This window comes from Peptoniphilus obesi ph1 (assembly GCF_000311865.1).
Taxonomy (GTDB): domain Bacteria; phylum Bacillota; class Clostridia; order Tissierellales; family Peptoniphilaceae; genus Peptoniphilus_E; species Peptoniphilus_E obesi.
This window is the reverse complement of sequence record NZ_HE978583.1, coordinates 4020-20040: the sequence shown is the minus strand read 5'-3', so window position 1 is coordinate 20040 and position 16021 is coordinate 4020. Positions and strand designations below refer to the sequence as shown.

Annotated in this window: 16 protein-coding genes; 14 read left to right on the top strand and 2 right to left on the bottom strand. The window is 30.7% G+C overall.

The window, feature by feature from the left end:
- Window positions 1-85: 85 nt before the first annotated feature.
- Together HGPB_RS07850 and HGPB_RS07845 are read right to left on the bottom strand one after the other, a co-directional pair.
- Entirely contained in the window at window positions 86-982 is an 897-nt protein-coding gene (locus HGPB_RS07850) for an alpha/beta hydrolase (RefSeq protein ID WP_019133138.1), read from the bottom strand.
- Window positions 983-1187: 205 nt separating this feature from the next.
- Window positions 1188-2180 carry an aspartate-semialdehyde dehydrogenase gene (locus tag HGPB_RS07845; RefSeq protein ID WP_019133137.1) on the bottom strand — a complete coding sequence of 331 codons (993 nt, stop codon included), beginning with the start codon at window positions 2178-2180 and terminating at the stop codon, window positions 1188-1190.
- A 197-nt stretch (window positions 2181-2377) separates the two neighbouring features.
- On the opposite strand from HGPB_RS07845, the gene HGPB_RS07840 reads away from it, so the two are divergent.
- The 14 genes from HGPB_RS07840 to HGPB_RS07775 all read left to right on the top strand — a co-directional run bounded on the left by HGPB_RS07840 (window position 2378) and on the right by HGPB_RS07775 (window position 16019).
- Entirely contained in the window at window positions 2378-3571 is a 1194-nt protein-coding gene (locus HGPB_RS07840; RefSeq protein ID WP_019133136.1) for a homoserine dehydrogenase, read from the top strand.
- Window positions 3568-4518 carry an NAD(P)-dependent oxidoreductase gene (locus HGPB_RS07835; RefSeq protein WP_019133135.1) on the top strand — a complete coding sequence of 317 codons (951 nt, stop codon included), beginning with the start codon at window positions 3568-3570 and terminating at the stop codon, window positions 4516-4518. Before HGPB_RS07840 ends, HGPB_RS07835 begins: the two co-directional genes overlap by 4 nt.
- Before the next feature lie 9 nt (window positions 4519-4527).
- Window positions 4528-4965: a ribose 5-phosphate isomerase B gene (gene rpiB, locus HGPB_RS07830; RefSeq protein WP_019133134.1), complete on the top strand. Its 438-nt coding sequence runs from the start codon at window positions 4528-4530 to the stop codon at window positions 4963-4965.
- Window positions 4966-4977: 12 nt separating this feature from the next.
- On the top strand, window positions 4978-6489 hold the full coding sequence (locus HGPB_RS07825; protein ID WP_019133133.1) for a glycoside hydrolase family 26 protein: 1512 nt from the start codon (window positions 4978-4980) through the stop codon (window positions 6487-6489).
- A 148-nt stretch (window positions 6490-6637) separates the two neighbouring features.
- Window positions 6638-7381 carry a 4-hydroxy-tetrahydrodipicolinate reductase gene (dapB, locus tag HGPB_RS07820; RefSeq protein WP_019133132.1) on the top strand — a complete coding sequence of 248 codons (744 nt, stop codon included), beginning with the start codon at window positions 6638-6640 and terminating at the stop codon, window positions 7379-7381.
- Window positions 7382-7400: 19 nt separating this feature from the next.
- Entirely contained in the window at window positions 7401-7709 is a 309-nt protein-coding gene (locus HGPB_RS07815) for a DUF4298 domain-containing protein (protein WP_019133131.1), read from the top strand.
- A 221-nt stretch (window positions 7710-7930) separates the two neighbouring features.
- Complete coding sequence (locus HGPB_RS07810) at window positions 7931-9997, top strand: glutamine synthetase III domain-containing protein (protein ID WP_019133130.1); 2067 nt, start codon at window positions 7931-7933, stop codon at window positions 9995-9997.
- 9 nt (window positions 9998-10006) lie between these two features.
- Window positions 10007-11596, top strand: a complete 1590-nt coding sequence (locus HGPB_RS07805; RefSeq protein WP_019133129.1) for a CTP synthase — start codon at window positions 10007-10009, stop codon at window positions 11594-11596.
- A gap of 34 nt (window positions 11597-11630) precedes the next feature.
- Window positions 11631-12143 (top strand): NUDIX hydrolase, encoded by a 513-nt coding sequence (locus HGPB_RS07800; RefSeq protein WP_019133128.1) that lies wholly within the window; start codon window positions 11631-11633, stop codon window positions 12141-12143.
- A 91-nt stretch (window positions 12144-12234) separates the two neighbouring features.
- Window positions 12235-13632 (top strand): cysteine--tRNA ligase, encoded by a 1398-nt coding sequence (cysS, locus tag HGPB_RS07795; protein ID WP_019133127.1) that lies wholly within the window; start codon window positions 12235-12237, stop codon window positions 13630-13632.
- A complete protein-coding gene (locus HGPB_RS07790) occupies window positions 13617-14042 on the top strand; it encodes a Mini-ribonuclease 3 (RefSeq protein ID WP_019133126.1) in 426 nt (141 codons plus the stop codon). The genes cysS and HGPB_RS07790 overlap by 16 nt, the downstream gene beginning before the upstream one ends.
- Entirely contained in the window at window positions 14032-14790 is a 759-nt protein-coding gene (gene thyX, locus HGPB_RS07785; RefSeq protein ID WP_019133125.1) for an FAD-dependent thymidylate synthase, read from the top strand. Before HGPB_RS07790 ends, thyX begins: the two co-directional genes overlap by 11 nt.
- A gap of 1 nt (window position 14791) precedes the next feature.
- Entirely contained in the window at window positions 14792-15508 is a 717-nt protein-coding gene (gene rlmB, locus HGPB_RS07780; RefSeq protein ID WP_019133124.1) for a 23S rRNA (guanosine(2251)-2'-O)-methyltransferase RlmB, read from the top strand.
- Complete coding sequence (locus tag HGPB_RS07775) at window positions 15489-16019, top strand: NYN domain-containing protein (RefSeq protein ID WP_019133123.1); 531 nt, start codon at window positions 15489-15491, stop codon at window positions 16017-16019. Before rlmB ends, HGPB_RS07775 begins: the two co-directional genes overlap by 20 nt.
- The last annotated feature ends 2 nt before the right edge of the window (window positions 16020-16021 follow it).

Genomic DNA, 16021 nt, shown 5'->3' with positions numbered 1-16021 from the left:
TTAGTTTCTTTATGCCGATTTTATTTAAAAAAGATTTATAATATGAAAATAATAATATTTAAATTAAGCTATTTAAAATATAAATTTATTTCAAAATTTCAAAAATTTCTTTTTGTGCTTCTTTTCCTTCGGGATAAAAATCCATTAGTGGATAGCAATGGCAAAGGCCTTGACCAAGATGAATTTTATAAGGAGCCTTGTACTTATCAAAGCTATCAGCAAAAGATTTTGCAAAAGCATATATAACTTCGTGAGTTCCAAAATAAAAATGGGTCATAGGGAAATTAGAAAAATCTCCAGCAGGACCATAGAGCATATATTTTGGAATATCTTCTCCCTTGGACACTATATTTTTAGCAGTATATAAATAATCAGGCTCTATGAGAATGTCTTTGTCCCTTAAATTTTCCATCATATCTTTTTCTCTTTGTGTAAATGGGATTGCTCCAGGAGATACTGCCACAATCAAATTAGGCATTGGTAAATTGCCAAGATCATTATTATAGAGAAGTAGACCTATGGCATTTACAGCTCCTGATGAAAATCCTATTAATGAAATATTTTTTGCAGAATAAAATTTAAGCATAGACTCATAAGTCATATATAAAAACTCAAAAGTTGTTTTAATTGAATTTTCTATGCAGAGGGGATAGAAAGAAAACCAAATGTCTTTCTTAGTTTCCCGAGCTAATTTTTTTGCAAATTTCATATCCCTCTTATCAGGACAGCCTATATTTCCGCCTCCATATAGAAATAAAATAGCCTTATCTGATTTTTCTTCATTATTTTTAATAATGAGATTTTTGTATCCGTTGATTTCATTCAATTCATAGAAAAAATCCTTGTCTGTAGGCATGGAAAATTGATTCTTTTGATTATTTTTCTTTGCCAAAGCAAGAATTTTATCTTCTGGCAGTAAAAACATCTTTTTTATTCCTAGCATTTTAACCACAAATGCTGCAACTTTATAAGAAAAACTCATAAAGATCGCCTCCAGGGAAATTATATGATAATAATTATTAATTATCAATGTAAACTTTAAATAGCTTTAAGGGAAAAAATTTTTAAATTATATATGATAATAGATGAGTTTTTAATTTAATTTTGGCAAATTTTAATTATTTTTTTTAGTAGTTAAAAATTATTTTAATAAAAAAAGACTAGCTTAAAAAGCTAGTCTAAATTAATTATTCATGGTCTATTATATATTCTAGAATTTGGATAGTGTTAAGAGCTGCACCCTTTCTTGTGTTATCTGCAACTGAAATAAAGTTTATTCCATTTTCAACAGATTCATCTCTTCTTATTCTACCAACATAAACTTCGTCCTTGCCGGTAGTGGTTATTGGCATAGGATAGATATTATTTTTCACATCATCATAAAGTTTAATTCCGTTTTCTTTTTCAAATAATTCAAAAACATCTTTTAAATCAAAAGCTTTTTCTGTTTCAACATTTATTGAGACCATGTGAGATTCAAAAACTGGAATTCTTACAGTTGTTGCAGTAATTCCTATATTTTGATCATCAAGAATTTTTCTAGTTTCATTGACCATTTTCATTTCTTCTTTTGAATAACCAGTATCTAGAAAGTCATCTATATGAGGAAGTGCATTTCCAGCTATTTGATATGGGTAACAATTGTTTTCTCCACCCCAAAGACCTCTTTTTAAATCGTCAATACCAGCTGTACCTGAACCAGAAACTGCTTGGTAGGTTGAATAAATAACTCTTTTAATTCCGTATTCTCTGTGGATTGGATAAAGTGGTAAAACTGATTGGATTGTTGAGCAGTTAGGGTTTGAAATAAGTTTATGTCCAAGAGCAGCATCTCCATTTATTTCTGGAACTACAAGTGGTATTTCTTTTTCCATCCTAAAAGCAGATGAGTTATCGATAACTGTAATATTATATTTATTTGCTATTGGTGCAAATTTTTTAGCAAGTGGAGAATCTAAAGCAGAAAGAGCAAATTCAATGTCTTTATTTGCAATGTTTTCTTCATTTAATTCTTCGATTGTGTATTCTTTTTTCTTAAATTTTATTTTGTCGCCGGCTGAATTTTTTGATGCAAAAAAGTAAATGTTGTTAACAGCAAAATCTCTTTGTTCGAGAATGTGTTTCATTTTTTGTCCTACTAAACCAGTTGCACCAAATATTGCTAAATTAATTGGTCTCAAAAGAAACATCTCCTTTATTAATTTTACTTGAAATAATATCACTGAACTAAAGTATAGTCAATTTATTTAATTATAAGTTAAGCATCCTAGATAATAAAGTCAAATATAAAAAATAATAGTTTAGACAATAATATGGCTTTTTGCTAAAATATCCTATGATATAATTAAGAAAAGATATTAAATGGGGGTAAAAAGATATGATAAATATTGCATTACTTGGCTACGGAACTGTAGGCAAGGGAGCATATGAAATATTAGAAAATCAAAAAGATAAAATCAGCAAAGTTTTACATGATCAAATCAATGTAAAAAAAATTTTGGTTAGGAATTTAGATAAGCATAAAGGTTTGAATCCAAATATTTTAACCGATGATTTTTCAGAAATAATAAATGATGACGAAATAAAACTTGTCGTAGAGATGACTGGCGACCAAGAGAAAAGTTATGAATACATCAGAGAATCTTTAAGGGCAAAAAAACACCTTGTAACTTCTAACAAGGCAGTAGTTAGTGATCATTTAAGTGAATTTAATTTAATCGCAAATACAAACAAGGTTAAATTTTTATTTGAAGCCTCAGTTGGCGGATCAATTCCAATTGTTACCTCAATTATATCTCAATCAATTACCAATAATATCAGTAGAATAAGAGCAATTTTAAACGGAACAAGCAATTATATACTTTCTAATATGTACAAAGAACACAAAAGCTACGAAGCTGCTTTAAAAGAAGCACAAGAGCTTGGCTTTGCGGAAAGAGATCCCTATGATGATGTTGAAGGGATTGATGCTTTAAGAAAATTAAAGATACTTAGTTCCATAGCTTTTGGCATGGATATTCCAAATGAAGATGTTGTTAATATAGGAATGTCATCAATAAATCTTGTAGATATTAATTATTTAAAGACAAACAATTTAAAGGTAAAAGTAATAGCAGAATCGTTTATAAAAGATGGCAAGTATGCTCTTTTAGTTGAGCCGGTTATTATAAACGACCAAGACCCTTTTTATCCAATAGATGGAGTTAATAATATTGTTGAAATTTTTGGAGATAACTATTCTAGCTTATCTTATGTTGGAGAAGGAGCGGGAAAACTACCAACTGGAAATGCCATAGTTGTCGATATAATAGATGCACTAAATAATAATATTTCTTCTTTTAATTTATCTAACAAGCTAGTAAATTCAGCTGATACTTTTAAAAGTCAATATTATTTAAGAACAAAGAGCTTAAAACTTAATACAGAATATTTTGAAACAGTTGTAAATGCTGGTGGTTATGCCATAGCTAGGACTAAGAAAATTGAAACAAATAAATTATTAGAACTATTAGAAGGAGTAGACAAAAAAGACTACTTTATTGCTAGGTATGGAAACGGGGTTATAAAATGAAAATCTTAATAACTTGCAAAATATTTGATGATCTATATAAAAAGCTAGAAGAAAATTTTGAAATTGATTATAACAATTCAAATACTCCATTAAAAAAGGAAGAAATCATAGCTAGGATAAAGGATGTTGATGGTCTAATTTGTCCCCTGTCAGATAAAATCGATAAAGAAATCATTTCCGCAGGCAAAAATTTAAAGATTATAGCAAATTATGGGGCTGGTTTTGATAATATAGACCTAGAAGAAGCGAGTAAAAATAATATAATAGTTACAAATGCACCTGCTCCATCATCTGCAGTTTCAACAGCAGAACTAACTTTTTCACTTATTCTTTTAACATCAAGAAGATTATTAGAAGCAAATAAAGACTTAAAAGGTGGAAACTTTAAAGCTTGGATGCCTTCTTATATGTTGGGGCAAGAATTAAAAGGGAAAACTTTAGGAATAATTGGACTTGGAAACATTGGGAAAAACCTTGCAAAAAGGGCCTTGGCTTTTGAAATGAATGTCCTATATTATTCAAGAAATAGGAAAAAAGATTTTGAAGATTTAGGCCTAAAATACATGGAAAAAGAAGACTTGATAAAAGAAGCAGATATCATAAGTTTGCATACAGCTTATTCAAAAGAACTTCACCATATGATTTCTGATGCTGAATTTAAACTTATGAAAAAAGATGCAATCTTAATAAATGCTGCTAGAGGACCACTTTTGGATGAAGCTGCTTTAATTAAGGCCTTAAAAAATAAAGAAATAAAAGCGGCAGGTTTAGATGTTTATGAATTTGAACCAAAGTTTTCACAGGAACTAGCAATGATGGAAAATGTAATTTTACTACCTCATATTGGCAATGCAACTATTGAAGCTAGATATGAAATGGGTAGGGCGGTTGTAGATAACTTATTAGATTTTAAAGCAGGCAAAAAGCCTAGAAATTCTGTAAATTAGGAGGAAATAATGAAAATTGGATTTGGTTCTGACCATGCAGGATATGAATTAAAAAATATTTTAAAAGCACATCTTGAAGAAAAAGGTTATGAATGTATAGATTATGGAGCTGATGGAAAAGAAAGCGTAGACTATCCAGACTTTGGAAGACTTGTTGGAGAAAAAGTTGCAAGTAAAGAAGTTGACAAGGGCGTTTTAGTTTGTGGAACTGGAGTTGGAATTTCAATAGCTGCAAATAAGGTAAAAGGGGTTAGGGCCTGTGTATGCTCTGAACCATATTCAGCCATGATGAGCGTAAAACACAATGATGCAAATATCATAGCAGTTGGTGCAAGAGTTGTCGGTGAAGACCTTGCTAAATTAATAATTGATAGCTTTTTTGAAGCAAGCTTTGAAGGAGGCAGGCATCAAAGAAGAGTAGATAAGATTTGTAATATCGAAAAATAGGAGTTTAGTTAGATGAGAAAAATTTTGCTTAGTCTTTTATTGGCGAGCTTGATTTTTACTTGTGGTTTTACAAAAGACCTGGAAAGTAAAGCTATAAATGCGAATAAAAAACTAATACTTAATCCCTATGATGGATATTCAATTGAACTTCCAAAAGATGCCAAGGCCAGTGTCAATGAAAATTATTACAAGACAAACATTGATTATGGCAACACTAATATCAAAATTTATATGCAAGATATTAGCAAAAAATTATCCTACCAAGAATATAGAAATTATTCCTTATTAGGAATTAAAAACAATCAAAATGATCATAAAATAACTGGCGAGCAGGCTATAAAAGTTAACGGCAAAGAAGGCTACAAAATTAGCTATGAAAGAAGAAAGCTTTCAAAAATTGAAAATGATAAAAACTACTATCAAGCTATCTTCCTAAAAGTGAGCGATAGTAATTGTCTTAGTTTTATTGTGAAATCATCTGAACCGATAAAAGATCAAGAGATTTTAAATATAGTAAAAACTTATAAGCCTATAAAGAAAAAAACTCAAGCAATTAACAAGGTTGAGAACTTTAATATTTATGAAAATGAAAGTTTGGTCAGCAAAAGAGACATAAGCGATGAAAGTAAAAAAGTTTATGTAGATACTTTTTTAACAGAGGGGACTAAGTGGGGAGTATTTGTAAATTCTTTTTGGAATAATGTCTATGAACAAAATTTTAGCAATCATATAGGATATAACTTTAAATACATGATTCTTTACCATGATTTCAACCAGCCAAACTATAATATATCCATGGCACTAGACTATTGTAAAAATAGAAATAAGTATCTAGAACTTACCTTTCAAACAAATATGAAAGATGGGAAAAATGAAACTTATGACCTTCTAGATGGCAAATATGAAGATATAATAAGAGACATGGCAAAAAAAGTAGCTGAGAAAAAACATACAACTATATTTAGAATAGCCAATGAGATGAATGGAGATTGGTGTGCTTATAGTTGTTACAACACAGGTCTTGATGCTGATATTTATCTAGCTATGTATGATTATATTTATAATATCTTTGAAGAAGAAGGGGCAAATAAATATATTTTATATGTATTTAATCCAAACGGAAGAAATTTTCCAAACTTCAAATATAATGACGAATCAGTATACAGACCAGATTCTCAAAGATATGACCTTTTAGGCCTTACTCTTTATAATACTGGAAATTATTATGAAGGAGAAAAGTGGGAAAGTTTTGAAGAATTATATGATGATCTTTACAAAAGAAGCCTAGATAATTATGACAAGCCTTTTATGATTACAGAATTTGCTTGTTCAACAATTGGTGGAGACAAAACTAGTTGGGTAAAAGATATGTTTGAAAAAATGCCAAAGTATCCAAGAATTAAACTAGCAATTTGGTTTTCAGGAGTAGACCTTGATAAGGATAATAATCCGGCTAGGACTTACAAAATTGATGATCCAAAAGAAATTTTAGATATTTTTAAACTATATTTACAAGGAAAATAATTTAATATTAATACTAGAAATAAGCCACAGAAATTGTGGTTTATTTTTTTATTTAAAAGTAGTTATTATATCTTAGATAAAAAGGGTAATATCAATATAGGTAAATTTAGGTAAAAAATAAATTAAAAATACTAAAGGATTGGTTATAATGAAGATATTTCTTTCGGGCATAACTGGAAGCATGGGCCACTGTCTATTAGACAGTTTGGAAGCTGAGACTGTAGTTGCTGGATCAGCTGGCAGAAATGGTGAAGTTGATGGAATAAAAGTTTATGGTTACTTTGATGATGTAGTTGAAGATTTTGATGTAATTATAGATTTCTCAAACAAGTTTGTAACAAAAGATGTATTAGAATTTGCCTTAAAGCACAAAAAACCACTTGTAATTGCAACAACTGATATAAGCGAAGAAGTTGTAAAAGATATAGAAGCAGCATCTAAAGAAATACCAATAGTTTATTCCCACAATATGAGTGTTGGTGTAAATGCGATTGATATTATATTAGGAAAGCTTGTCAAAATGTTAGAAAATTATGATGTAGAAATTATAGAAGCTCATCACAATCAAAAAATTGACAGTCCAAGTGGGACAGCAAAAATGCTTTTTGAAACTATAAAAGAAAATAGGCAAGAATTATATCCAGTTTATGATAGGGTAGATAGTCGTGAAAAAAGACAAAAAAATGAACTTGGGATTTCTGTTATAAGGGCAGGAACCATTGCAGGAATGCATTCTGTCATCTTTGCTGGCATGGATGAATTAGTAGAAATAAAACACACTGCAACATCCAAGAGAATTTTTGCAAAAGGAGCTTTAAAGGCGGCAAAATTTTTATTAACAAAAGAAAATGGACTTTATGACATGAAAGATGTATTAAATGTTGACAATTAATTAGGAGGACATATACATAATGGATAAAGAAGCTAACAAAAGAGTGGCAGAAATGGAAGAAGCTTTAAATAAATCAAATAAAGTGATTGAAGAATTTAGAGCTGCCCTAGAAAAATTTGAAAATGAAAGAGAATCAATAAAAAAATTAAGCAAGTACTATACTGAAAACTGGATGGATGATTATAATTTAGCAGAAAATGGAGAAATAGATCCAGAAATGCCACAAGGAGTTTTATCAGAAGATGCTCTTTATGATATGCTTGGTGATAATTATTACTTAGGATTAGATTTATTAAAACTTGCAACAGATATAATAACAAATGATTAAATAAATTTAGGGTGTAAATAAAAATTTATGCCCTAAATTATTTTTTTAAAAAAATTATTGGCTTAAAATACAGCTTTAGAAAGAATTTAGGACCTTTAGATATATTGACTTTTACAGAATTTATAGTATTATAAAAGAAAACACCCCTAGAGGTTTATATTTTTTTCATATTGGCAAGATTTATTGCCAATTTTTTTATTTTATGGGAGGAAAAAATTTATATGCTTGAGAAATTTGGAAACATGACCTTTAATAAAGCTAGAATGAAAGAAAGATTACCTTATCCAGTGTACTTAAAATGGAAAGATGTAGTTAGAACAAACACATTTCTTGATAAGGAAACAGCTGATTCGATTGCTCATGCTATGAAAGAATGGGCTCTTGAACATGGGGCAACCCACTATTCACACTGGTTTTTCCCACTAAATGGATTAGCAGCTAAAAAACATGAAGCTTTTCTAGACAGGACAAGCGATTTAGAAACTATGAATAGATTCTCAGGCAAGGAATTAATAAAAGGAGAACCAGACGCTTCTTCGTTTCCAAGTGGCGGAATAAGATCGACCTTTGAAGCAAGGGGTTATACATATTGGGACTGCACAGCAAATTCATTTATTTTAGATAATATTTTATATATACCGTCAATATTTCTATCTTACACAGGAGAAAAATTAGACAAACGTGCACCACTTATGGATTCAATTAATGAAATATCAAAACAAGGATCCAGAGTGGTTAATTTGTTTGAAAAAAGTGAATATTGTTACAGGATGAGATCTAAACTTGGTTTGGAACAAGAGTTTTTTTTAATTGATAAAAAACTTTATGACAAAAGATCAGACCTTAAAAATGTAGGAAGGACCCTTTTTGGAGCAAGACCTCCAAAAGGACAAGAACTTGAGGACCACTATTTTGGGTCAATACCAAAAAGGGTAAATGATTTTTATGAGGATGTAAATAAGACCTTGTGGGAACTTGGAATTTATGCCAAGACAGAACATAATGAGGCTGCTCCTTGTCAATTTGAGCTTGCTATTTTGTTTGAAAATGCAAATATTGCCATTGATGACAATCAATTGTGCATGAGCATTTTAAAAAGTACAGCTTTAAAACATGGTCTAGTCTGCCTTTTACATGAAAAGCCATTTAAGGGAGTAAACGGCAGTGGCAAGCATAATAATTATTCCTTGGTAACTAACTATGGTCTAAATGTATTTGATCCAGGTGATGATCCACTAAATAATAGTTTATTTTTATTATTTACATCAGCCCTAATAGAATCAGTTTATAGAAATCAAACATTACTTAGAATATCTTCATCATCTGCTTCAAATGATTATAGGTTAGGAGGGGCAGAAGCACCACCTGCTATAATTTCTATTTTCTTAGGAAGCGACCTAGAAGATATATTTAAGTCAATTGCCTACAAAGAGCATGAAGTTAGAAATATTAACAATAAAATCAAGGTAGAATCACTTGGAGAAATAGATAAGGATAGCTCAGACAGGAACAGGACTTCAAGTGTAGCCTTTACTGGGAATAAGTTTGAATTTAGAATGCTTGGTTCATCAAAAATGGCAGCAGATATAAACATAGTTATAAATGCTGGACTTTCCTATGTGCTTAAAAAATTTGCAGATAGGCTAGAGGGTCTTGATGAAAGCGAGCTAAAAGAAGAAGTTTATAAAATAGTAGAAGAAACAATAAAAAATTATGGCGGAGTTCTTTATGATGGAGACAACTACTCTGATTATTGGATAGAAGAAGCAAAAAGAAGGGGTTTGAAAAATCATAAAACGCTTATGGATGCTCTAACTGCAATAAGAGATGAAGATTCTGGCCAAATATTTTATAAGTCTAATATCTTTTCTAAAAAAGAAGTCCAAGCTATGTACGAAGTCTACCTACAAGACATTATAAAATACCACAGCTTAGAACTAAGAATTGCAAAAGATATGATAATAAAAGATATTGTTCCTGCGGCTATTAAAGAAATAAATCAAATATCTAGTCTACTTAATTTTACGAAAAATATTGGACTAGAAAATATAGTAAATAAGCTAAATGAATGTATTGAGAAACTATTGGCCGATAGGGATAAGCTGGTAGAAATATATGATAAGTCCCTAGAAATAACAGACTCATATGAAAGTGCAAAATTTTTACAAGAAAACACTGTAAGCCTGTTAGAAGACATAAGAAAATATGCAGACGAGTTGGAAAAATTGGTAAGTCGAGAAAATTATACTTTACCAACATATGAAGATATATTTAGTTCATTGAATTAGGAGGATAAAATGACAAAATTTATATTTGTTACAGGTGGAGTTGTATCTGGCATAGGCAAGGGAATTGCCGGTGCAAGTATTGGAAGAATGCTAAAAAACAGGGGATTAAAAGTTTTTATGCAAAAGTTTGACCCCTACATAAATATAGACCCAGGTACAATGAGTCCCTACCAACATGGTGAAGTTTTTGTAACAAAAGACGGAGCAGAAACTGATCTTGATTTAGGACACTACGAAAGATTTATCGACGAAGAATTAACAAAAGTTGCATCTGTTACAGCTGGTAAAATTTATTCTAGAGTAATAAACAAGGAAAGAAGGGGGGATTACGAAGGAGGAACTGTCCAAGTAATACCTCATATAACAGATGAAATAAAAAATTGTGTCTACAAGGCAGCAGAACAATCAAAAGCTGATGTAGTAATAACTGAAATTGGTGGAACGGTTGGGGATATAGAATCAAATCCTTTCCTAGAAGCTATAAGACAAATCCACTCTGAAAATCAAGAAGATGTTTTATTTGTTCATACAGTTTTAGTGCCAGCTATACCTGGTTCGAAAGAATTAAAGACAAAACCAACTCAACACTCATTCAAATCACTTATGAGTTATGGAATAAAAGCAGATGTAATAATCACAAGAGCGGAATATGATATTACAGATGAAATAAAGGAAAAGATATCTCTTTTCTGTGATGTTCCAATAGAAGCAATCATAGAATCTAAAACAGTAGATCTAATTTATGAAGTGCCTATAGTTTTTCACGAACAAGGTTTAGATAACTTTATACTTGATAAATTAAATCTTAAACCAAAACATGACTCAGATAGGTCATGGTATAATATGGTTGAAGAATTTAAAAAGGCTGACAAGAAAGTTGACATTGCTCTTGTTGGTAAATATACACAACTTCACGACTCCTATATATCTGTAAACCAAGCCCTTTATGATGCAGGATATGTCAATGGGGCAGATGTTACAATTCACTGGATTGAATCAGAAAAAATTACAAAAGATAATGTAGAAAAAATCTTTGATGGTATGGACGGAATAATTGTTCCAGGTGGATTTGGAGCAAGGGGATCTGAAGGAATGATCCTTTCTAGTAAATATGCTAGAGAAAACAATATTCCATATCTTGGAATTTGCTACGGAATGCAAATGGTTGTAATAGATCTTGCAAGAAATGTTCTTGGCTATGAAAGCGCAAACACTACAGAAATTGATCCAGATACAAAATATCCAGTTATATCTTTATTAGATAATCACAATCCAAAAGAAGATATAGGTGGAACACTTAGACTTGGAGACTATGAATGTAGTTTAAAAGAAGGAAGTTTAGCTCATGAACTTTATGGCAAAGAAAAGATCATTGAAAGACATAGACATAGATATGAAGTTAACAATGAATATGTAAAAAAATTAGAAGAAGTTGGTATGGTAGTTTCTGGTAGAAATGAAGATCTTGATGTAACAGAAATGATTGAATTAAAAGATCACAAATTCTTTGTTGCTTGTCAATTCCATCCAGAATTTAAATCAAGACCAAACAATGTAGCTGTACTATTTAAAGGTTTTATTAAAGCTACTTTAAAATAATAAAATTTAACTTATCCACTAAGTAGGTGATAGCATGGCTGAGTATTGGGATGTATACGATAAAAATGGGAAAAAGAAAAATAAAATAATAAGAAAAGGTATTAGCCTTAAAAAGGGTGAATACCACCTTGTTGTAGAAGCTTGGATCAGGAAGTCCCAAGATCAATTTTTGCTACAAAAAAGAAGTAAAAACAAAAGACTTTTTCCAAACATGTGGTACTCATCTGTTGGGGGATCTGTTCTTGCAGGCGAAGACCCTAGAGATGCAATAATTAGAGAATCCAAAGAAGAAATCGACCTTGATATAAGCGATGCAGTTATAAGATTAAAAAGAATAATTGTAGATGAATATTGTATTTTTTATATATATTTAGTGGATAAAATTTTTGAACTTGATAAATTGAATTTGCAAACAGAAGAAGTTTGCGATGTAAGAATAGCAAACACTGATCAGATAAAAAAACTAATCGAAGAGGATAGCATGGTTGAGCTTTCCTACTATCCTAAGTTTTTCAAATCTATTGAAAGTATAAAATTTTTGGGGTAGAATTATCTTGCCTTATAAAATTTTTTAGAAGCCCGATTTTAATTGTTAAAAGTCTCTTTATAAGGGACTTTTTTAATATAAGGAGGTTAAAATGCAATTATATAACACGCTGACTAACAAAAAAGAAGAATTTAAGCCGTTAAACGAAGGAAAAGTAACAATGTATAATTGTGGACCAACAGTTTACAATTATATACATGTAGGGAATGCTAGACCTCTTTGTGTTTTTGATACATTGAGAAGATACTTCATATATAAGGGTTTAGATGTAAAATTTGTTTTAAACTTTACTGATATAGATGACAAAATAATCAACAAAGCAAACGAAGAAAATGTTTCAACTACAGAAATTTCTGAAAGATATATAAAAGAATTTAAAAAAGACGTAAATGGAATTCACTTATATGATTACGAAACTTTTAACCCAAGAGCAACTGAACATATCCAAGAAATTATTGATTTTATTCAAACTTTAATCGATAAAAAGGCAGCCTATGTTGCTGATGGGGATGTATATTTTGATATAAATGCAGCAAAAGATTATGGAAAACTTTCCAATAAAAAACTAGAAGACTTAATAAGTGGGGCGAGGGTTGATGTTTCAGATATAAAGAAAAACCCCGCAGACTTTGCTCTTTGGAAGGCAAAAAAAGAAGGTGAACCTTTCTGGAAAGCTCCGTGGTCAGAAGGTAGACCAGGCTGGCATATAGAATGTTCAGTTATGGCAAAAACTTTGCTTGGCGATACAATAGATATTCACTCTGGTGGAGAAGATTTACAATTTCCTCACCACGAAAATGAAATTGCACAATCCGAAACTTGCAACGATAAACCATTTGCTAGATTTTGGTTGCATAACGGAATGATTACTGTTGACAATGAAAAAATGTCCAAATCTTTAGGTAACTTTTTTACAGTAAGAGATATATCTAAGGAGTTTGACCTAGAAATACTAAGATTTTTCTTAATCAGCACCCACTACCGTTCTCCGATAAACTTCTCAAGACAAATCATGCAACAAATGAAGCAATCTCTTGAAAGAATTTATAATGCAAAATGGAGATTAGAAGAATTACAAGAAAAAGCTACAGACAAAGACTTAAGCGAAGAAGATAAAGAATACAAAGAGCTTATAGATAAAGAAGTTAAGTATTTTGAAGACTCAATGGATGATGATTTAAATACAGCAGATGCAATCACTGCAGTATTTAATATAGTTAAACATTCTAACTCTAAACTTGATGAAAATTCAAATAAGAAAATAATTGATTATAGTTTAGATACGCTAAAAAAACTTACAAAAGTTCTTGGAATAATGGAAAAAGCGGAAGATAATCTTGATGAAGAAGTAGAAAAATTAATAGAAGAAAGACAAGAAGCCAGAAAGAATAAGGTTTTCAAAAGAGCTGATGAAATTAGAGACCTACTTCTTGAAAAAGGTGTACAAATAAAAGACACAAGAGATGGAACAACATGGAAGAAAATTTAAACTTTTTAGATTTAGCAAAGAGAAAAGATGATAGTTTTATAAGAGAGCTATCATCTTTAAGTCTTGCCTTTATAGGAGATGCGGTTTATGAACTTATGGTTAGAACCTATATACTAGATGGAAATCAAAATGTAAATAAACTTCATAGAAAAGCAATAGATTTTGTAAAAGCAAAAGCCCAATCTGATGCAATGACAAGCATCCTAGATAGTTTAACAAAAGATGAATTGTCGGTATTTAGAAGGGGAAGAAATACAAACCCACACACAGTTCCCAAAAATGCAAAATTATCAGATTATAGGAATGCGACAGGACTAGAGGCTGTTTTTGGTTATTTGTATTTGAAAAACGAAAGCCAAAGATTATTAGAATTATTTAGAATGATGGAGGATAAAAGAAATGAAAGTTGAATTAATTGCCCACACCCCAAATCCAGAAGAGTTAATCGCTCAAGCAGCAAAACTTTGCTATTCTGAAGTTGGAGTAGATCAAATTAAAGAAAAGATGGATGAAGCAGGCACAAAAAAATTTCTTGAAATGTTGATGAGTTTTTCCCACGCATCACCTCTAGAACATGCTAGTTTTACATTTGCAGTAGAGGGAGTTTCTAGAACTTTTTCTCATCAATTAGTAAGGCACAGAATAGCTTCATATTCCCAACAATCTCAAAGATATGTAAGACTTGATAATTTTGAATATATAATTCCACCAAAGATAGCTGAAAATGAAGAAGCAAAAAAAATATTCATTGAATCTATGGAAAAAGATGCAGAAAGTTATCAAAAACTTACTGAAATCTTAATTGAAGAAAAAGCAAAAAAACTTATTGAAAAAGGCATGGACGAAGAAAAAGCTAGAAAAAGAGTAGAAAAAGAATCAATAGAAGATGCAAGATATGTTTTTCCCAATGCTTGTGAAACAAAAGTTGTATTTACTATGAATGTTAGAAGTCTACTTCACTTCTTTGAACTTAGAACTTGCACAAGAGCTCAATGGGAAATAAGAGAAGTTGCAATAGAAATGCTTAGACTTTGTAAAGAAGTAGCCCCAACTTTATTTAAAGATTCAGGTCCATCATGCGTATTTGATGTTTGCCACGAAGGAGCAATGTCTTGTGGTAGACAAAAAGAAATGAAAGAATTTTTTAGGAGCCTATAAGATGAGAGAAGAATACGTATATGGCAGGAATCCTGTAATCGAAGTTTTAAATAGTGGGAAAGTTGACAAGCTATATATACAAAACCAAAATGACAGCGGTTCTATTAGAAAAATATTTGCAATTGCGAGTGACAAAAAAGTATTGATTTCAAAAGTGAATAAATCTAAACTTGATAGCCTTTCAAACAATGGCAACCACCAAGGGGTAGTTGCTTTAGTTTCTGGCTATGAGTATGTAGAACTAGAAGATTTATATGGAGAAAATATATTAATACTAGATAAGATAGAAGATCCTCATAATTTTGGAGCAATTGCAAGATCAGCAGAAGCTTTGGATTTTAAGGGAATAGTTATACCAAAACACAATTCAAGCTATGTAAATAGCATAGTTTACAAAACATCAGCAGGCGCAATAGATAATATAAAAGTTCATATAGCAACAAATCTTACAAATGCAATAGAAAAATTAAAAGAAAACTCCTATTGGGTCTACGGAGCAGATATGCAAGGGCAAAGCATATATGACACTAAAATAGATGGAAGATTTGCAATAGTTCTTGGCAATGAAGGAAAAGGCGTATCAAAAAATATAATCAAACACTGTGATGCCATGATCTCTATTCCTATGCTAGGAAATATTAATTCTCTTAATGTATCTTGTGCTGCATCGATTATAATGGCAGAAATTCAAAGAAAAAATGAAGCAGCTAAAGTATAGATTAAACAATCAATATATTTTTGTTGATGGATATAATATTATTAATTCTTGGGATGTTTTTAAATCTGATACAAGTCCACTAGAAGATCAAAGGGATAAGTTAATAGATATCTTAACTGAATATGCCCACATGACTAGCGAAAAAATAATCCTAGTTTTTGATGGATATATGGTAAAGAAATCTCCAGGAACAATCTATCAGCACAAGTCAATAATAGTAGTTTATACTAAAGAATTCGAAACAGCCGATCATTTTATTGAAAAAGAATTAGATAGGATGGGACGGGTTAGAAGAATCAGGGTTGCAACATCAGACAATATAGAACAACAGATAATTTTATCTCGTGGAGGATCAAGAATTTCTGCAAGAGAGTTTGAAATTGAAGTAGAAAGATCTCTAAATAAAATACAAAAAAAGATCAAGCATCTAAACAAGTTTTCGGATCCTATTGGAAGTTTAGATGAAGATCTTAAGAAAAAGCTAGAAAATTTAAAAAAGAATATAAAATAAAA